Raw genomic sequence first — 18,330 nt, 5'->3', positions numbered from 1 at the left:
TTAGACATAATAAATACTCCCCCATAAGCAGCCAGATTTTTATTTTTTAATCTGTCTACCTAAAGGGGAGCATATCAACCGAGGATCGGGGCTTTACTTTTTAAACGAAAAAAAAGAAGTATTCTGTCTATTAAAATCGATTGAAAACCTATTGCAAGGACAGGAAAAACCGACTAAAATTATTTTGGATTTCGAAATAGTGTCCGGGAGTTAATGTACCGGCTAAACATAAAAAATACCGAAAAAGGGGCGTTATCTTATGCCGCGGACCTTGTGGCTTTTAATTATTGGGATGGCAGTGAATGTAACCGGATCTTCTTTTTTGTGGCCTCTTAACACAATCTACATCCATGACTACTTAGGGAAATCCTTATCGGTAGCCGGCCTGGTTCTGATGGTGAACGCAGCAGCCAGTGTCGCAGGAAATTTAATAGGGGGAAGTCTATATGATAAAATAGGCGGCTATCGTTCGATTCTTCTTGGAATTGTCATCACGGTAATGGCACTCCTCGGTTTGACATTTTGGCATGGCTGGCCTGCATATGTGGTTTTCCTCACCTTTGTCGGATTCGGATCCGGGATTGTTTTTCCTTCGATGTTTGCGATGGCAGGATCAGTCTGGAAAGAAGGAGGACGCAAAGCTTTCAATGCCATCTATGTAGCCCAGAATGCCGGTGTGGCCATTGGCGCTGCTCTTGGAGGTCTCGTGGCGTCTTACTCTTTTCAGTTAATATTTCTCGCCAATACTGTCATGTATATCGTTTTTTTACTGATTGCGGTTTTTGGATACAGGGGAATAAACACGGTTTCGGGTCAGCAGACCTCCATCCTTCAGGAAAATGGCATGGTTAAAAATCATACCAAGCTTTATGCGCTGCTCATATTATGCGCGGGCTATTTATTGTGCTGGGTGGGATATGTACAATGGCAATCGACTATTGCCGCCTATACACAGGAGCTGAACATTTCTTTAAAGCAATACAGTTTGCTGTGGACTATTAATGGAGCCCTGATTGTCTTGGGGCAGCCGGTAATCAGTGCAATGGTAAAATGGTTTAAAACATTAAAGATTCAGATGGTCGCGGGAATGGTAATATTTATTGGCTCGTTTGCTGCTGCTGCGATCGCAGAGCAGTTCTCCGCATTTGTCACTAGCATGGTTATACTGACAGTAGGCGAAATGCTGATATGGCCAGCTGTTCCGACCATTGCCAACCAGCTTGCTCCTAAAGGGAGAGAAGGGTTTTACCAGGGAATCGTAAACAGCACAGCTACAGGCGGAAGGATGATCGGCCCTTTACTGGGGGGAATTCTGGTTGATCTTTATGGAATCTCCATGCTGTTTGCTGTATTAATGGTTCTTTTTGTTTTTGCCATTCTGACGACTCTTGTATATGACAGGAAATTAAAGGAGTCTAAAGAATTGGCGCATGCTTCATAACAATAAGCGAAAGAATGAAACCTGCAGTTTTGAGCTGCAGGTTTTATAGTTTCAAGTAATTAATTTAACCTGCGCCTTCAAGAGAGTTCTCTTTTTGGTTAGCGCAAAATACAACCTCATTGAAGAAGCTTTTCAGAATCAGCCATCTCGCCGGATAAGAATGGATAAAGTCTTCAAGGACCTCTTCAGAATAAAGAAGCAGGATATCCAGCTCTGCTTTCTTTTTCTTCAAATCATACAATAGGGCATGTGGAATGGTGTAGTAGTCGTTCAGCTGCCATTGATTTAGCTTCACTGAATAAATATTATGGTTCTCAATATAGGATTCCAATGCCTGTTTTTGCAGCTGAATACATTCTTCTTTGGACTTGTTTAAGTACTGCCAATGAGGATTGATCATATATATGCCTTTCAGCTGAAACACCTCCCATGTCTTTCGCGGATTACTAATGGTATGGACAGTAAAAGCAAATGGAATACCTATTGAAATGAATCTGTTGTCAGAAAAATATGATAAAATAGTGTTTACTATATTAGAATGTTCAAAATGAGGGGATCAAAAATGAAAAGCGCATTATTTGATTTGCCTGTTCAAATGGTTGAAACCATTGTAGAAAACGCCTTTGGATGGCTTGTCGTTGTAAATAAAGAAGGAACGATCATTTACATCAATAAAAATTATTGCGATTTCCTTGAGGTGGAGAGGGAACAGGTTCTGGGGAAGCATGTATCGGGGGTTATTGAAAATTCACGAATGCATATAGTGGCAGAATCAGGAAAGGAAGAAATTGCGGACCTGCAATTTATAAGAGGCAACTATATGATAGCAAACCGCATTCCCATTTTTTCTGATGGCGAGGTAATTGGCGCATTCGGGACGGTTTTCTTTAGGGATACAAAGGAATGGATGCAGATGAACAGCCATGTAAAGAGCATGCTCACAAAAATCCAGAGCTATATTCAGGGAATTGATCCAAGTGTAAAATACAGCCTCGATGATATATTAGGAAGCTCAAGCCAGATTCACAGCCTGAAAGAAAAGGTGAAAATGGTGGCAGCCAGTGACATTTCCGTTTTAATCCGCGGGGAAAGCGGGACCGGCAAAGAACTGTTTGCCCACAGCATTCATCAGCTAAGCAACAGAAGCCATCAGCCATTTGTAAAAATTAACTGCGGGGCCATTCCTGAACATCTGCTGGAGTCTGAACTGTTTGGCTATGAAGAGGGAGCTTTTACAGGGGCGAAAAAGGGCGGCAAAAAAGGAAAATTTCAGCTAGCAGATGGAGGAACCTTGTTTTTAGATGAAATCGGGGATATGCCGCTTAATATGCAGGTGAAGCTATTGCGTGCCCTTCAGGAAGGCGAGATCGAAAGTGTTGGATCGACTGCTCCGGTTAAAGTGGATGTCCGGATTATTGCTGCAACTAACAGACCGCTCGAAAAAATGATGGAGGAAAAGCGTTTTAGGGAGGATCTATTTTATCGGATTAATGTAGTGCCGTTCATGGTTCCTTCTTTGCGCGACAGGATGGAGGACTTACCGCTTCTAATTGACAGCTTTATCAAGAAAATAACGAAAAAATCGGGAAAGCGAATAAGTGCAATTGAAGAGGAAGTCATAGAAAAGTTCCATCAATACAGCTGGCCCGGAAACATCAGGGAGCTTGAAAATGTAATAGAAGCATCTATTCACCTGACAAGCAATGAAACTATCACGACAGAATCATTGCCGGATTATATGAAAGAAACTGCTGTATATCCGGTTGGAAAAAAGAATCTGAAGGATATTCTTGAGGAAACAGAGAAGCGGATTCTGTCACAAAGCTTGAGCAAATATAATAATGACCGAATAGCAGCAGCAAACGCTCTTGGCATCAGTAAATCGTCCATGTACGAAAAGTTAAAGAAATATGGAATTGTATAGGTGTAAAAAGTCCAGAAATCCGGAATGCATTCCAAAATTCTGGACTTTTTTGACTCTAGGAATCATTAATGCTGATAGCCCTCTGTTAGACGGAATTATCTGAAAACTATTCTATTAAATTGGAGGACTTGCTCCCTGCCCGTTCCAGATTTCCGGAAAAATAATTCATTAAATGTTCACCATTCCCTTCACCCAGGAAGTATTTTATGTTGGCACACTTCTTGCATTAATTTTCAGAAGAAGTTATTTTTCTATTTTTGAAAACGCTTGCAAGAGGAGGGGTGACAAGTTTATTTTCTTATATTTAAAACAAAGGGGGAAATGAAATGCTAAGTATGATTGGGTTAATAGGCGGGCTTGCACTGCTGATATACCTGACGATGCGGGGAATGAACCTGCTGGTGGTCGGTCCATTATCTGCGCTGTTTGTAGCTCTTTTTAGCGGTATGCCTTTATTTCCGCAGCTGGCAGGTGAAGGAGAGGCTAACTTGGTCGGGAACTATATGTCCGGCTTTTCGGGATTTGTCACATCATGGTATCTGATGTTCCTATTGGGTGCTATTTTTGGAAAGGTAATGGAGGATAGCGGTGCAGCTGACAGTGTATCCAAAATGGTCGTGGATAAGCTTGGAATGAAATATGCCGTTCTTGCCATAGTCGCTTCCTGTGCCATTTTAACTTATGGCGGAGTCAGTTTATTCGTTGTCGCCTTCTCTGTGTATCCGATGGCGTTGAGTTTATTTAAGCAGGCAAATCTGCCGAGAAGATTTATCCCTGCAGCACTGGCTTTTGGATCTGTAACATTTACGATGACTTCTGCAGGTTCACCTGAAATTCAAAACTGGATTCCGATTGAATTTCTTGGAACGACTCCATATGCGGGCTGGGAAGTCAGCTTAATTGTGGCTGTGTTCATGATGATCTTCGGCTACTGGTGGCTGAAGCGAATGATTACCAAGGCTGTAAACAAAGGAGAAACGTTTGAATCTCGCAAGCAGGATCCTGTAACAGAAAATAAGGATTTACCGCATCCAATTATGGGTGTTGTACCATTGGCTGTCGTTTTAATTATTTCCTTCGTTTTTCATGATTCACTTGCACAATCTGCACTTATTCTTGCCTTGCTGGGTGGAGTCATTGCCACATATCTATTGAACCGAAAGTATTTCACTAATTTCTGGAATGCTGTGTCTGATGGAACATTAGGTGCATTGATTGCTATAGGTAATACGGCTGCTGTCGTTGGGTTTGGCGGCGTAGCAAAAGCAGTGCCGGCATTTGCCACAGCGGTTGATTGGATGACGAGCATTCCTGGCAGTCCGCTGATAGGCGGTGCCATAGCTGTAAGTGTGATCGCAGGGATGACTGGGTCAGCTTCAGGCGGCCAGGCAATCGCCCTGCCAATTCTGGCCCCGCATTATATGGACATGGGCGTTAATGCAGAAGCCCTGCACAGAACGGTTGCCATTTCTTCCGGAGCCCTGGACTCGTTGCCGCATAATGGCTATGTTGTTACCACAGTACGTGCAATCTGCGGTGAAACCCACCAGGCAGCATATGGAGCAGTAGCTGCTGTTACGGTAATTGTCCCGCTTATCGGAGTTGCGATTGCTATTATCCTGTTCTCACTTGGGTTGGGAATCTAATTTCAGCAGGGGCTCTTAAAATTGAGCCCCGGTTTTGTTTTTGAAAGGAGCTTATTCATGGTACAAAATAAAGTCGTTTTTATCACTGGTGCAGCGCAGGGAATTGGATATGAGATTGGTAAGAGATTTGCTGAACATGGCGCGAGAATTGTTCTGACAGATATTCAGGAGGATGCCGTGAAAAAGGCTGCAGAAAACCTGCAGAATGAAGGTTTTGAAGCGCTTGGGCTAAAATGTGATGTGACATCAGAGTCTGATATACAGGCGGCCATCAATGAAACTATCAGCCGATTCGGTGCTTTGGATGTACTGATCAATAATGCAGGGCTGCAGCATGTTTCCTTTATTGAAGATTTTCCCACTGAGAAGTTTGAATTTATGATCAAAGTAATGCTGACTGCTCCATTCGTGGCTATAAAGCATGCGATGCCAATCATGAAAAAACAAAAGTCAGGCCGGATACTGAACATGGCTTCCATTAACGGGCTTGTGGGGTTTGCTGGCAAGGCAGCATATAACAGTGCCAAGCATGGCGTCATCGGCCTTACAAAAGTAGCGGCACTGGAGGCTGCTGAACACGGAATTACGGTTAATGCCATCTGTCCGGGCTATGTAGACACACCACTCGTAAGAAATCAGCTGAATGACCTAGCTAAAACAAGAAATGTACCCATCGAAAAAGCACTGGAGGAAGTCATTTATCCATTAGTCCCGCAAAAAAGGCTGCTGACGGTGGAAGAGATAGCAGATTATGCGATTTTTTTGGCCGGTGATGCAGCTAAAGGAATTACGGGCCAGGCGGCAGTTATTGATGGAGGCTATACAGTTCAATAAAGGCATGCGCATAGCAATTTTTAGAGAGGGCAGAGAATGGCCCTCTTTTTCTCATGTCCAGTAATGCGAATAAAACCTTTGAAACTATGGGTATATTGTTGATACTGAAATGATGGCAGATAATTGGTGGAGATATTGTGTATTTATTATTGGTTGTACTTGTTTATGTTTTTTTTGCCTGGAAATTTGTTGATTGGAAAAGATGGAAAGAATACTATCCAACTGTCCAATTTTATATCATTGCTAACTTTCTATATAATTTTTTATTTTATAATCATACCCTATGGGCCTATAGAGCAGTTACGCTGGATTGGCTGAATCACACGTTTATTGAAATCACCTTCACTTTGTTGATTATTCCAGTCGTCGTCATGATTTACCTTCGCTATTTTCCGGAAAAAAATCTAAAGAAAAAGATTTTTTATATTGGCGTGTGGATCGTTTATTTCTCAGTGCTGGAGTATTTGTTTTCTAAAAAGGGATTGTTTGTTTATGATAATGGGTGGAATTTCTGGTGGTCTGTGCTGTTTAATCTCATCATGTTCATCATGCTGCGAATGCATTATAAAAAGCCGGGAATCGCTATGGCAGTTTCGCTGCCCATCATTGCGATTCTATTATGGTTCTTTCATCCGCATCTGATTGATTTGAAATAATGAATTGAATGGCTTCGTAAACTTTTGCCCTAAAGAAAGTGAAACATGGTGCACAATTTTAAAAGCCTTGCATATTCTAAGTATTAAATTCCTGTCAGGATAAGCCTACTTGCATCCTGGCGGGAAATTTATTACAATAGTCATATTCTTATACTAAAATGCTTAGATAAGGAGCAGTAGTGGTGCAGCGCCCGTTTTAAGAGAGTTGACGGCAGGTGCAAGTCAGCCGGGCACATCATGAACTCGCCTTTGAGCAGCAAGTGTGAAATACCAGTAATGCTTGCCGTTTTCCGCGTTAAGGATGAATGAAGCGAGTGACATGTTCACTAATGTGGGTGGTACCGCGGGAGATTTATACATAATCCTCTCGTCCCTTTTTTGGGATGAGGGGTTTTTTATTTTTTTTAGGCTGTCTCATAAGACATGTTTCTTACAGACTAAGTTTAACTTTCTGAATTGCTTTCCACTGCGGAAAGCAAGTGTCCGCAGCGGAAATCAAGTGTCCGCAGCGGAAATCAACGGGCATTATTCATAAGCTAAACAACGGTTTAGAAGGAGAGAGCCTGATTTTACTTTCATTAATAGGAGGAAACAAAAATGAGTTTCAATCATCAGCAGATTGAAAAAAAGTGGCAAGGCCACTGGGAAGAAAATAAAACATTCAAAACAACTGAAGATAAAGGCAAGCGCAAGTTTTATGCGCTTGATATGTTCCCATATCCTTCAGGCGCTGGTCTTCACGTTGGCCATCCGGAAGGATATACGGCAACAGATATCCTTTCCCGCATGAAGCGCATGCAGGGCTATAATGTCCTTCATCCGATGGGCTGGGATGCATTTGGCTTGCCTGCAGAGCAATATGCACTTGATACAGGGAATGACCCGGCAGAATTCACAGAACAGAATATCAACACCTTCCGCCGCCAGATTAAGGCGTTAGGCTTCTCCTATGACTGGGATCGTGAAGTAAACACAACAGACCCTGAATACTATAAATGGACTCAATGGATCTTCTTAAAGCTTTATGAAAAAGGGCTTGCTTATATCGATGAAGTAGCTGTTAACTGGTGTCCTGCACTTGGAACAGTACTTGCAAATGAAGAGGTTATCGACGGAAAAAGCGAGCGCGGAGGCCATCCTGTAGAACGCCGCCCAATGAGACAGTGGATGCTGAAAATTACGGCTTATGCGGATCGCCTGCTTGAAGATCTTGATCTATTGGATTGGCCAGAGAGCCTGAAAGATATGCAGCGCAACTGGATCGGACGCTCTGAAGGAGCAGAAGTGACATTCAATATTGAAGGTCATGATGGCACATTCACTGTTTTCACAACACGTCCTGACACATTATATGGTGCAACATATGCAGTACTTGCTCCAGAGCACGCGCTTGTTGATAAGATCACAACTGAGGGCCAGCAAGAAGCAGTTCAGGCTTACATTGACAAAGTAAAGAGCAAGAGCGATCTTGAGCGGACAGATCTTGCTAAAGAAAAAACGGGTGTCTTCACTGGTGCGTATGCGATTAATCCGACCAACGGCGAAAAAATGCCGATCTGGATTGCAGATTATGTTTTAGTCAGCTATGGAACGGGTGCCATCATGGCGGTTCCGGCACATGACGAGCGCGACTATGAGTTCGCCAAGCAATTTGATTTGCCTATTAAAGAAGTCGTTGCTGGCGGAGATGTTGATAAAGAAGCATACACTGGCGATGGCGAGCATGTAAACTCAGGTTTCCTTGATGGATTAAACAAAGAGGACGCTATTGAGAAAATGATTGCCTGGCTTGAAGAAAAAGGTATTGGCACTAAGAAGGTTACTTACCGTCTTCGTGACTGGTTATTCAGCCGCCAGCGCTATTGGGGCGAGCCGATTCCAGTCATCCACTGGGAAGATGGCACAATGACTGCCGTGCCGGAAGATCAGCTTCCATTAGTGCTTCCAAAAACAACGGAGATCAAACCATCCGGCACTGGTGAGTCACCATTGGCCAATATCGATGATTGGGTTAATGTAGTGGATCCGGAAACTGGCAAAAAAGGCCGCAGGGAAACCAACACAATGCCGCAATGGGCAGGCAGCTGCTGGTACTACCTTCGCTATATTGATCCAAAAAATAGTGAAGCTCTTGCAGATCCCGAGAAATTAAAAGAATGGCTTCCGGTTGATATATATATTGGAGGAGCTGAACATGCGGTTCTTCACCTTCTATATGCCCGCTTCTGGCACAAGGTCCTTTACGATGTGGGAGTTGTCCATACGAAGGAACCGTTCCAAAAGCTATTTAACCAGGGTATGATTCTTGGGGAAAACAATGAGAAAATGAGTAAATCAAAAGGCAATGTCGTTAATCCGGATGAAATCGTAGAGAGCCATGGTGCAGATACTCTTCGCCTGTACGAAATGTTCATGGGGCCGCTTGAAGCTTCCATCGCCTGGTCTACAAATGGATTGGATGGCTCTAGAAGATTCCTTGACCGCATCTGGCGTTTGTTTGTGGAAGAGACTGGTGAATTAAGCCCGGGAATTCAGGACATTGATGAAGGCAGCAGTCTTGAAAAGGTTTACCACCAAACGGTGAAAAAAGTAACTGAGGACTACGAAGGACTTCGTTTTAACACAGCTATTTCTCAAATGATGGTATTCATCAACGAAGCTTATAAAGCAGATGTGCTTCCAAAAACTTTTGCAGAAGGTTTTGTTAAAATGCTTTCACCAATCGCTCCTCATATTTCAGAAGAGCTTTGGTCAAAATTCGGCCATGATGAGTCCATTGCTTATGAAGCCTGGCCGGCATTTGATGAAGCCAAAATGGTGGATGACGAGGTCGAAATCGTTATTCAAATCAACGGCAAAGTAAAAGCGAAACTAATGGTACCGGCCGATGCTAAAAAAGACCTGTTGGAGCAAATCGCAATGGGTGATGAAAAAGTAAAAGAGCAAATTGACGGAAAAACTGTCCGTAAAGTTATTGCAGTACCGGGCAAGCTTGTAAACATCGTTGCAAATTAAGTTATATGAGATGAAACCACCTCTAGTTGATCAGGGGTGGTTTTTTTGTATTTGTGTTAAAGAAACTTCTCATTTTTTTTTTTTGTGCCATATAGGGTATTATAGGAGTGGCAGCATTAGCAGATGCAAAGTGCTATTTAAAAAGATTTCCGGAAAGGGTGTTAGAATTGGATCGTATTGAAGAGATTACCACAGATGAATTGCAAAAAAAGCTGGAGGCTGGAGAGAAGCCCGAGCTTGTAGATGTTAGGGAAGATGAAGAGGTGGCATCCGGAATGATTCCTGGAGCCAGACATATCCGCATGGGCACGATTCCTGAGAATCTTGATAAATTTGATAAAGACACTGAGTACATCATTATCTGCCGCTCTGGCGGCCGCAGCGGAAATGTTTGTCATTACTTGCAGGAACAAGGATATAAGGTTCGCAATATGGCTGGCGGCATGCTGGACTGGCAGGGGAAAACAGAATAAATTACAAACGGGGCCAATTAGGCTTCGTTTTTTTTTGGAATGTTATTTTAAAAATTCCGAAAATTGTCCAAGCTAGTAAAAAATACTGGGAGGAAAGAACTCTATGATTAAGGTAAAGTTATTCGATCATGAGCATGAAAAAGACCTGGAAAAGGATATGAATCATTTTCTGGAGAAAATTGAGGAGAAAAAACTTCTGGATATCAAATATAATGTGGCCGCAGTGCATGAGGATGAAGACGAACAGATTTATTGTTTTACTGCCATGGTTATATATAGAGCCTAATGTATTCTAATGCATCAGGCTCTATTTTTATTACACGGTATGTGCAGATACAGCTGCGTTTAATCCGGCTAACCGGCCTGTTACAAGTGCCGAAGTGATATTGTAACCGCCTGTGTAGCCATGGATATCCAAAATTTCTCCGCAGAAGAAAAGACCTTCCATCATTTTTGAAGCCATTGTCTGCGGTTCGATTTCTTTGACGGAAACACCTCCGCCGGTCACAAAGGCTTTATCGAGAGGCAAAGTGCCGTTTACTTTAAACTGAAAAGATTTGCAGCCCTTAACAAAGCTTCTGATTTTTTCATTGGAAATAACAGCCCCTTGCGCAGATGGATCAATTCCGTTCTGCTCAAGAAGAAACAAAAGATACCTTTCCGGAAGAAGCCCTTTTAATAGGTTTTTAATGATTTTTTTCGGTTCTTCTTTAATCTTTTTGGACACTTCCTGAAAAAGAGGTTCTTCCTTTGTATCCGGGAGTGCATCCAGGTTCATGGTTACTTCTTTCAAATTCCACTTCTTCATCGCTTTCACCGCATACTGGCTGCAGCGCAAGACCGCCGGGCCGCTAATGCCGAAATGGGTGAAAATCATATCCATCCGATGCGTTATGAGCGCTTTTCCTTTAGGGTTTAGAACACTAAGTGCCACGCTTCGGAGCGACAATCCCTGCAGCGCTTTTTCTTTAATAAAGCTCTCTGAAGATGTCAGCGGGACCTCAGTTGGAAAAAGCTCTGTAATTGTATGGCCTGCTTTTTCCGCCCATGCATAGCCGTCTCCGGTTGAGCCGGTGTGAGGGACTGATTTTCCTCCGACGGCTATCACAACAGAGTCTGCTTCATAAACATCGCCTGTTTTTAATTCTACCGATTTCACCCTGCCATTTTCATAGTGAACATCCTGGATCGGGCTGTCTGTTTTGATATCGACCTTCAGTTCCCTCAGCCTTAAAATTAAGGCATCAACAACCGATTGCGCTTTGTCGGTAACGGGAAACATCCGCCCGTGATCTTCCTCTTTCAGCTCAATTCCCAAATTCTCAAAGAAGCGGATAATATCTTCATTGCTGAAGATGGAAAATGCACTGTACAAAAATCTCCCATTGCCGGGAATATGCTTAATGATTTCATCTACTGGGAGCCTGTTTGTGACATTGCACCGGCCTCCGCCGGAAATGGCAAGCTTCCTGCCAAGCTTGTTTCCTTTGTCAATGAGAAGGACCTTTGCCTTCTTTTCCGCAGCACCGATTGCTGCCATCAATCCCGAAGGACCTCCGCCTATCACTATTACATCATATTTCATGGTTTCACCAACTTATCTAAATTCGCTAAGTAAACAATAGATTCATTATAAATCAAATATCCTATTTCTAAAAATAATCCTTCATTATACGGTATTGCAAGTGGAATTTCCCCGGCAAGAAGAGTACACTACAAATAGTGTGTCTAAAAAGATAGAAAAATGACGAACGCAGCTCGGCATTCATATACAGTTCTAGATTACTGCGCAGCTTTTTTAAGGAAGGGATTATATGTCATCTAAGCTTTTAAAGGGAACCTTCATCCTTACGCTTGGCACCATTATTTCGAAGGTTCTTGGTTTGTTTTATGTTATTCCTTTTTATCAAATAGTCGGTAAGGAAGGGACAGCCCTTTATTCCTTTTCGTATACACCTTATACAATCTTTATTAGTATCGCAACTGCAGGGGTTCCGCTGGCAGTTTCAAAGTTTATCTCTAAATATAATGCAATAGAGGAGTATGCTGTCGGCAGAAAGCTGTTCAAGTCAGGTTTGGTGATCATGACGGCAAGCGGAGTCATCTCCTTCCTGCTCCTGTTCTTCCTTGCTCCAACGGTTGCCGAAATGACCCTGGCAGGGGAAGATGTGGAGGTAAGTGTTGAAGATGTAACAACCGTTATCAGAGCAGTATCATTTGCCTTGATTATTATTCCCTTCATGAGTCTGATAAGAGGATTTTTCCAGGGGCACCAGTCCATGGGGCCTACTGCGGTTTCACAGGTGGTGGAGCAGATTGTCCGCATCCTGTTTGTGCTTGCGGGTGCATATGTCGTTTTAAATGTTATGGAAGGCTCTATCACTACGGCAATCAGTGTCGCAACTTTTGCTGCCTTTATAGGAGGACTCGGTAGCCTCGGGGTGTTATTCTGGTATTGGTATAAGCGCAAGCCGCATTTGGATAAAATGCTTGAAGAAGATAAAGGAACAGTGGACATCTCTCTCAAGGGAATATATAAAGAAATCATTCTTTATGCTGCACCTTTTGTGTTTGTGGGTCTTGCAAATCCGCTCTTTCAATTCATCGATCAGATTACATTTAAAAGGGCGATGGACGCTATTGGCGAAGCAGGCAATGCTGTAGCAGCCTTTTCTGTTCTGAACTTTGAGACCCATAAGCTGGTCATCATTCCTGTCTCACTTGCCACAGCCTTCTCGCTGACACTTGTGCCGAGTGTGACGAAAGCATTCATGGAAGAAGACCGGGCTGACTTAAACCGCCAGCTGAACCAGACGTTCCAGGTGCTATTATTTCTGACTCTTCCTGCCGTGGCAGGATTGTCCCTGCTCGCAGAGCCCATTTTTACTCTATTCTATGAGCATAAAGATTTGGGTACTGAAGTGTTAAGAACTTACGCACTGGTAGCGATTCTCTTTGCTTATTTTTCGGTAACAGCAGCCATTCTGCAGGGAATCAATGAACAGCGTTTCACCATTTTGGGTTTGCTGACAGGCCTGCTTGTAAAGCTGTCATTGAATATTCCGCTCATAAAAATGTTCGAAACACAGGGAGCCGTATTTGCAACTGCACTTGGCTATATTGCGGCGATCTTAATTAACCTGTATGTAATAAAAACATATGCAAAATATCCATTCAAGCTTGTCTTAAGACGAGGTACGCTGATTGTATTATTTACTGCATGCATGTACATTGCTGCAGGCTTGGTTTATCAAATTACCACCAGCTTCTTATCGCCTGCATCCAGTGTCGGGGCTGTCATTATTGTCATCATCTGCGCAGCAGCAGGAGCCGGAGTCTATTTCTACCTAAGCTTCAGAACAAAACTAATCTATCTCCTGTTCGGATCAAGGGTTGATAGAATGCTGAAGAAATTAAGACTGAAAGCATAAAAAATAAAAGGTCTCCATGATGGGGGCCTTTTTAAAGAGGAAGTTTGTAAAAGCTTTCGCTCATTCAGAAATATTTCAGAGGAGGGTCATTATGAGAATAGACAAAATGCTCGCCAATCTCGGCTACGGCAGCCGCAAGGATGTTAAAAAGCTATTAAAGGATGGAGCAGTAACCGTTAATGATGAGAAAGTAAAGGATCCAAAACACCATGTAGATCCTGAACAGGATGCCGTTGTCATCAACGGCGAAAAAGTTGAATACAAGGAATTCATTTATTTAATGATGAACAAACCGCCTGGCGTCATTTCCGCAACAGAGGACTCACAATCTGAGACCGTGGTGGACCTGCTCGAAATGGAAGATCTTGTGTTTTCTCCTTTTCCGGTAGGGCGTCTCGATAAGGATACAGAAGGGCTTTTGCTGCTTACGAATGATGGCCAGCTGTCCCATCGCCTGCTTTCACCCAAAAAACATGTCCCCAAAACCTATTTTGCAGTCATAGACAGTGAAGTTACAGCAGAGGATATAGCCGCATTTCAAAAAGGGGTTATATTGGATGATGGCTATGAAACTAAGCCTGGGACATTAAAAATTCTTAAGTCCGGCATCACCTCTGATATAGAATTAACAATAACAGAAGGCAAGTTCCATCAAGTGAAAAGGATGTTCGAAGCTGTGGGAAAAAGAGTCATTTACTTAAAGAGACTTTCCATGGGCCCGCTCGAGCTGGATGAGACATTGGAATTGGGAGAATATCGGGAATTGACGGAAGAAGAGCTTGATAAGCTGATGAATTATGAAGTGGGATAAGACAGAAAAATCGCCCTGAGAGCAGGGCGATTTTTTATTTATTATGCTGGTTTTGCTTTGAGTATTAAGATGACATCTTTACTTTCTTTTGAGTAATAGTCCATTTGCCTCTGCTCGGACTCTTAACCAAGTCATTGTAGGCGAGGACATTTAAATCTCTTTGAATGGTGCGAGGAGTGATGCCAAATTCCTCTACAAGCTCCTGAGTTGTTACAGTTCCGCGCTTACTTATAAACATGTAGACGGATTTTACACGGTTTAACATCCGGTTAGTTGAAGGTTTCAAAAAACCACTCCCTATCCTTTTTTCAAACCCCATGGCAATTTTCTGCAACCGACAGCTACATTGAAGGTTAACCTTCAATCGTATGTAGTTTTCTTTTCCCCAGACAACCCCTTTATACTCTTGTTTTTAGTCAAGATGTCATACCTCTGACTATATTGTAACGTTATTATCTGATTATTTCTACTTCAAGGTTAAAATTTTACAAAATATTTATAATGGTGCTTCTTTTTTTAGTCTTTGCGTTCCCCCTTTTTTTAATGTATGTTTAATTCCCTAAATTACTGCGATTAAACTTCGATGCGAAAAGCATTATTTACTATACCTTATGGCAGAAGGGGTTTGTAATATGACAGAAAATTCTAAAATATGTTCTGGATTTCCCTATATCCTAAAATATGTTTTTTGATTATAATCAATTGGTATATTTATAAGTAAGATTGAAAGGAAGAAAAGTTATGGAAGCTCACACTCTGAGAGATCGCCTGGTATACCCGAAGGAAAGTATTTATTTTGCATTTGTTGCCTTATTTAGTATTGTGTCTTATATTTTTCTCGCATTTTCTATTATTGGGATTGTTATTATTTTAACTTTGATCCTTGTATCTCTCTTGTTCCATGGGATTATGATGGGCGGCATCAGAAGAAACGGGGTAAGAATAAGTGAGAAACAGTTTCCGGAGATTTTTGAAAAAGCAGTAATGACTGCGAAGGAAATGGGTCTGCAGGATCTGCCGGATATTTACGTAATTGAGTCTGAAGGGGTTCTAAATGCCTTTGCCACCAGATTTTTCAGAAGAAATATGGTTGTCTTATATTCTGGTATTTTTGAGCTGGTTGAGCGGGGAGCTGAAAAGGAAGTGCTGTTCGTCCTGGCCCATGAGTTCGCTCATTTAAAAAGAAAACATGTTATCATAAGTCTCCTGCTCCTTCCTGCTATGTGGGTTCCATTCCTGGGGAATGCGTACCTGAGAGCTTGCGAGTATACATGTGATCGTTATGCTGCCTTTTATATAAAATCCTTTGAAGCATCAAGGGATGCTTTAACCATGCTTGCCATTGGAAAAGACCTTTATCCTAAGGTCAATAAACAGGCATATATGGAGCAGCTTCAAACAGAAACCGGATTTTTTGTCTGGCTGAATGAAAAACTATCCACGCATCCGCACTTGCCAAAAAGAATATATGCCCTATCAAAATTTTTTGCCAATGAATCTACAATTGAATTAAAAGAACCGAAGGGCAGAGTTTGGATTGGTGCAGCAGTGTCAGTCCTGTCTTTGACGATTTTATCCGCAGGACTCTGGTTTGGTTTTAAAACACTTGAAAAAATGGATTTATGGACTGAAACGGTTATGGGTATTGAAGGTGCCACCGCACTAATGAACGCAGCGAGCGAAAATGATACTGACATGGTTCACACATTATTGACTGATGGTGCGGATATTGAGGAAACAGATGCAGACGGCACTACTGCTTTACATTGGGCTGTTTCTTATGGCCAGTATGACAGCGCTGCTCTTCTGCTTGAAAGTGGGGCTAACCCTAATGTAATCGATAACTATCAAACCTCTCCTTTAATGAGTGCAGTGTTTAATGATGATATTGAAATGGCTGCGCTGCTTCTGGAGTATGGCGCTGATCCCTCTGTGAAAGATGCCGAGGGCTATACAGCCTATGATTACGCAAAGGACTTTGAAAATATAGAATTAATGGAAATCCTCCAGCCATAAAAAAAACTGCCTCTTTGAAGGGGCAGTTTTTTTTATGGCTTAAAAATATTAAATTAGTGCAAACTTTTTCCAGTGATATTCGTATGTATAGTCAGGAGGAGAGAAAATGAATCTATTAAACGTGGAAATTGCATCTGCAGGCTATGAAAATGAAAAACCGATCATACATAATATTCGATTTGATTTGCAGGAAGGGGAATTAATCGGCCTTATAGGGCCAAACGGCGCTGGAAAAAGCACAACGATAAAAACGATTCTGGGATTGATGGAGCATAAAAAGGGAGCAGTGGAATTTAAGCAGGGAGTGAAATATTCCTATATCCCGGAACGGCCTATTTTTTATGATGAGCTGACACTGTGGGAACACCTGGATTTTACAGCGGCAGTGGAAGGATTGCCGGAATTCCATTATAAGAAGAAAGCAGAGGAGCTCTTAAAAGAGTATAATCTGTCTGAACATGCTCACAAGTTTCCCGGGACTTATTCAAAAGGAATGCAGCAAAAGGCTATGCTGATACTTGCGATGATTGCCGATCCGGATGTCTATATCATTGATGAACCGTTTATTGGGCTGGATCCTAATGCAATGAAACTGTTTCTGGAATCAATTGATCGGGAAAGGCAAAGAGGCGCAGGCATTCTCATGTCCACGCATGTTCTGGATACGGCAGAGAAAGTATGCAGCCGCTTCTTAATTGTGCATGAGGGGCAGTTGAAGGCTTCAGGCACATTAACTGATATCAGGCGGCAATGCGGTCTTCCCGCTGGGTCACTTTATGAATGTTTTCATCAGATCGCAGAGGGGAACCGCAATGAAAAATAATTCTCTCTTTCTCAGAAGGCTAATAGACAGCTGGAGTTATCAGTTTGGTATTTTCCGTTCCATTGCAGATTGGACCATTATGGTCTATCTCATTGTTCCGGGAACTGTCATCTTTGGAATGATCTATCGCTCCTGGTGGCTGGAAACTCCGGAATGGATTGCTGGCCTGCCATTGTTTCTCCTGTTCTTTCTGTTCTATATTTTTTCATGGATGGGAAATTTCCGTCCATTTGTATTAGAGGCAGATAAGGTATTTCTGGTGAAAAATAAGACCCTCTTTATGGGAATGAGAACATGGGGATTTGTTTACTCATTATTTTTTCAAGCAATGGGTACAGCAGCGATGATTGCTGTTTTTCTTCCCTTTTTAAAGAATAGATATCTTTTGGAATGGAACCAAATTGCTGTCTTCCTGCTCTTTTTCATCTCACTGAAATGGTCTATTATGATAGTTTCTTATTTTTTGAAAAGGATTGAAGGGAAATTAAAAAGATATGTGATTACCTTTTTGCTGTTTGTACTCTTAAGCTGGTTCAGCCAGCTTGTATATTCACTCTGGTCTATCGGTGCAGAATTTCCGGTTATAATTGCATCAGCAGTGCTGCTTTCCGGTGCATTAATAACAGCTTCCCAGATGCTGAAAAAAATCTCGTCCTTAGAATTTGAGGTTATGCTTGAACAAGAAGAAAAAACAAAGTATATAAAATGGATTTTTATGATGGCTCCTGATCTGGAAAAGCCCGTTGTTTCAATGCGGACAAAACCGCTATTATTCAGAAACTCCAGACGGATCTTTAATAAGAGAACACCCATAACGGGACTGGCGGAATTATTTTTAAAGATTTTTATTCGAAACCCCTCGTATATTTTCGGTTATTTTCAAATCATTTCCGTGAGCGCTGCCGGCATTCTTCTTATACCGCCTCTATGGATAAAAGTGATTGTATCAGGTGTCTTTCTTTTCCTGATGTATTCTTGGCTCTCCCTTACTTGGGATAAAGCGATTATGTCTCATCCCTTTACTAAAAAATACAGTGAAAAGGATTTTTACTTTACTTCGAGAAATAGAACCGTCTTAGCCCTTTTCCTCCTCGCCATTTTACTGTTAGGGCTGTTTTTAAGCGCCTCAACGCTCGTCTTGGCAAGGTTCAGCTTTCCTGATGCATAATAAATGTATGTTTCATTAAACTATCCCATGAGCAAAAGGCGGACAAAATGGGTTATAATGGGGAAATCATAAATGTTCAAGTTAAGGAGGCA

General features: G+C 42.0%; 16 protein-coding genes and 1 other annotated feature. Of the genes, 13 read left to right on the top strand and 3 right to left on the bottom strand.

Going from position 1 to position 18,330, the window contains the following annotated elements:
* Window positions 1-259 precede the first annotated feature (259 nt).
* Window positions 260-1,441, top strand: a complete 1,182-nt coding sequence (locus ACTHRG_RS21520) for an MDR family MFS transporter (protein ID WP_440231959.1) — start codon at window positions 260-262, stop codon at window positions 1,439-1,441.
* 64 nt (window positions 1,442-1,505) lie between these two features.
* Here the strand turns inward: ACTHRG_RS21520 and ACTHRG_RS21515 are convergent, their stop codons facing one another.
* Window positions 1,506-1,841, bottom strand: coding sequence for a hypothetical protein (locus ACTHRG_RS21515; RefSeq protein WP_440231958.1), 336 nt, complete (start codon window positions 1,839-1,841; stop codon window positions 1,506-1,508).
* 162 nt (window positions 1,842-2,003) lie between these two features.
* On the opposite strand from ACTHRG_RS21515, the gene ACTHRG_RS21510 reads away from it, so the two are divergent.
* From ACTHRG_RS21510 to ACTHRG_RS21480, 7 genes are all read left to right on the top strand, one after another.
* Window positions 2,004-3,365: a sigma-54 interaction domain-containing protein gene (locus ACTHRG_RS21510; RefSeq protein ID WP_076261873.1), complete on the top strand. Its 1,362-nt coding sequence runs from the start codon at window positions 2,004-2,006 to the stop codon at window positions 3,363-3,365.
* 326 nt (window positions 3,366-3,691) lie between these two features.
* Window positions 3,692-5,011: a GntP family permease gene (locus ACTHRG_RS21505; RefSeq protein WP_076261875.1), complete on the top strand. Its 1,320-nt coding sequence runs from the start codon at window positions 3,692-3,694 to the stop codon at window positions 5,009-5,011.
* A 57-nt stretch (window positions 5,012-5,068) separates the two neighbouring features.
* The gene (locus tag ACTHRG_RS21500; protein WP_076261979.1) at window positions 5,069-5,845 is read left to right on the top strand and encodes a 3-hydroxybutyrate dehydrogenase; all 777 of its coding nucleotides are present in this window, start codon (window positions 5,069-5,071) and stop codon (window positions 5,843-5,845) included.
* Window positions 5,846-5,982: 137 nt separating this feature from the next.
* Entirely contained in the window at window positions 5,983-6,501 is a 519-nt protein-coding gene (locus tag ACTHRG_RS21495; RefSeq protein WP_076261878.1) for a CBO0543 family protein, read from the top strand.
* A 154-nt stretch (window positions 6,502-6,655) separates the two neighbouring features.
* Window positions 6,656-6,879, top strand: a binding site (T-box leader).
* 219 nt (window positions 6,880-7,098) lie between these two features.
* Window positions 7,099-9,516 (top strand): leucine--tRNA ligase, encoded by a 2,418-nt coding sequence (leuS, locus tag ACTHRG_RS21490; protein WP_440231957.1) that lies wholly within the window; start codon window positions 7,099-7,101, stop codon window positions 9,514-9,516.
* 167 nt (window positions 9,517-9,683) lie between these two features.
* A complete protein-coding gene (locus ACTHRG_RS21485; RefSeq protein WP_076261981.1) occupies window positions 9,684-9,989 on the top strand; it encodes a rhodanese-like domain-containing protein in 306 nt (101 codons plus the stop codon).
* 103 nt (window positions 9,990-10,092) lie between these two features.
* Window positions 10,093-10,275 carry a sporulation protein Cse60 gene (locus ACTHRG_RS21480; RefSeq protein ID WP_076261883.1) on the top strand — a complete coding sequence of 61 codons (183 nt, stop codon included), beginning with the start codon at window positions 10,093-10,095 and terminating at the stop codon, window positions 10,273-10,275.
* Window positions 10,276-10,305: 30 nt separating this feature from the next.
* Here the strand turns inward: ACTHRG_RS21480 and ACTHRG_RS21475 are convergent, their stop codons facing one another.
* The gene (locus ACTHRG_RS21475) at window positions 10,306-11,574 is read right to left on the bottom strand and encodes an NAD(P)/FAD-dependent oxidoreductase (RefSeq protein WP_076261886.1); all 1,269 of its coding nucleotides are present in this window, start codon (window positions 11,572-11,574) and stop codon (window positions 10,306-10,308) included.
* Window positions 11,575-11,803: 229 nt separating this feature from the next.
* Here ACTHRG_RS21475 and ACTHRG_RS21470 point away from each other — a divergent pair, with 229 nt between their 5' ends.
* Window positions 11,804-13,420, top strand: a complete 1,617-nt coding sequence (locus tag ACTHRG_RS21470; RefSeq protein WP_440231956.1) for a putative polysaccharide biosynthesis protein — start codon at window positions 11,804-11,806, stop codon at window positions 13,418-13,420.
* Between the two features lie 91 nt (window positions 13,421-13,511).
* Complete coding sequence (locus ACTHRG_RS21465; protein WP_076261890.1) at window positions 13,512-14,231, top strand: pseudouridine synthase; 720 nt, start codon at window positions 13,512-13,514, stop codon at window positions 14,229-14,231.
* A 64-nt stretch (window positions 14,232-14,295) separates the two neighbouring features.
* On the opposite strand, the gene ACTHRG_RS21460 is transcribed toward ACTHRG_RS21465, so the two are convergent.
* Window positions 14,296-14,517: a DeoR family transcriptional regulator gene (locus ACTHRG_RS21460; RefSeq protein WP_026041817.1), complete on the bottom strand. Its 222-nt coding sequence runs from the start codon at window positions 14,515-14,517 to the stop codon at window positions 14,296-14,298.
* 455 nt (window positions 14,518-14,972) lie between these two features.
* Here ACTHRG_RS21460 and ACTHRG_RS21455 point away from each other — a divergent pair, with 455 nt between their 5' ends.
* From ACTHRG_RS21455 to ACTHRG_RS21445, 3 genes are all read left to right on the top strand, one after another.
* Window positions 14,973-16,247 carry a M48 family metallopeptidase gene (locus ACTHRG_RS21455; protein WP_076261892.1) on the top strand — a complete coding sequence of 425 codons (1,275 nt, stop codon included), beginning with the start codon at window positions 14,973-14,975 and terminating at the stop codon, window positions 16,245-16,247.
* Window positions 16,248-16,353: 106 nt separating this feature from the next.
* Window positions 16,354-17,070: an ABC transporter ATP-binding protein gene (locus tag ACTHRG_RS21450; RefSeq protein ID WP_440231954.1), complete on the top strand. Its 717-nt coding sequence runs from the start codon at window positions 16,354-16,356 to the stop codon at window positions 17,068-17,070.
* Complete coding sequence (locus ACTHRG_RS21445; protein WP_440231952.1) at window positions 17,060-18,238, top strand: ABC transporter permease; 1,179 nt, start codon at window positions 17,060-17,062, stop codon at window positions 18,236-18,238. Before ACTHRG_RS21450 ends, ACTHRG_RS21445 begins: the two co-directional genes overlap by 11 nt.
* The last annotated feature ends 92 nt before the right edge of the window (window positions 18,239-18,330 follow it).

Source organism: Cytobacillus sp. SAFR-174 (assembly GCF_051964675.1).
GTDB lineage: Bacteria > Bacillota > Bacilli > Bacillales > Cytobacillaceae > Cytobacillus.
The sequence above is the reverse complement of the archived record's forward strand: the minus strand, read 5'-3'. Positions and strand labels throughout refer to the sequence as shown.

Bases quoted from the DNA above. Each gene is read 5' to 3' on its own strand.
- ACTHRG_RS21520 (WP_440231959.1), top strand. From the start codon at position 260: ATGCCGCGGACCTTGTGGCTTTTAATTATTGGGATGGCAGTGAATGTA.
- ACTHRG_RS21515 (WP_440231958.1), bottom strand. From the start codon at position 1,841: ATGATCAATCCTCATTGGCAGTACTTAAACAAGTCCAAAGAAGAATGT.
- ACTHRG_RS21510 (WP_076261873.1), top strand. From the start codon at position 2,004: ATGAAAAGCGCATTATTTGATTTGCCTGTTCAAATGGTTGAAACCATT.
- ACTHRG_RS21505 (WP_076261875.1), top strand. From the start codon at position 3,692: ATGCTAAGTATGATTGGGTTAATAGGCGGGCTTGCACTGCTGATATAC.
- ACTHRG_RS21500 (WP_076261979.1), top strand. From the start codon at position 5,069: ATGGTACAAAATAAAGTCGTTTTTATCACTGGTGCAGCGCAGGGAATT.
- leuS (WP_440231957.1), top strand. From the start codon at position 7,099: ATGAGTTTCAATCATCAGCAGATTGAAAAAAAGTGGCAAGGCCACTGG.
- ACTHRG_RS21480 (WP_076261883.1), top strand. From the start codon at position 10,093: ATGATTAAGGTAAAGTTATTCGATCATGAGCATGAAAAAGACCTGGAA.
- ACTHRG_RS21475 (WP_076261886.1), bottom strand. From the start codon at position 11,574: ATGAAATATGATGTAATAGTGATAGGCGGAGGTCCTTCGGGATTGATG.
- ACTHRG_RS21470 (WP_440231956.1), top strand. From the start codon at position 11,804: ATGTCATCTAAGCTTTTAAAGGGAACCTTCATCCTTACGCTTGGCACC.
- ACTHRG_RS21465 (WP_076261890.1), top strand. From the start codon at position 13,512: ATGAGAATAGACAAAATGCTCGCCAATCTCGGCTACGGCAGCCGCAAG.
- ACTHRG_RS21455 (WP_076261892.1), top strand. From the start codon at position 14,973: ATGGAAGCTCACACTCTGAGAGATCGCCTGGTATACCCGAAGGAAAGT.
- ACTHRG_RS21450 (WP_440231954.1), top strand. From the start codon at position 16,354: ATGAATCTATTAAACGTGGAAATTGCATCTGCAGGCTATGAAAATGAA.
- ACTHRG_RS21445 (WP_440231952.1), top strand. From the start codon at position 17,060: ATGAAAAATAATTCTCTCTTTCTCAGAAGGCTAATAGACAGCTGGAGT.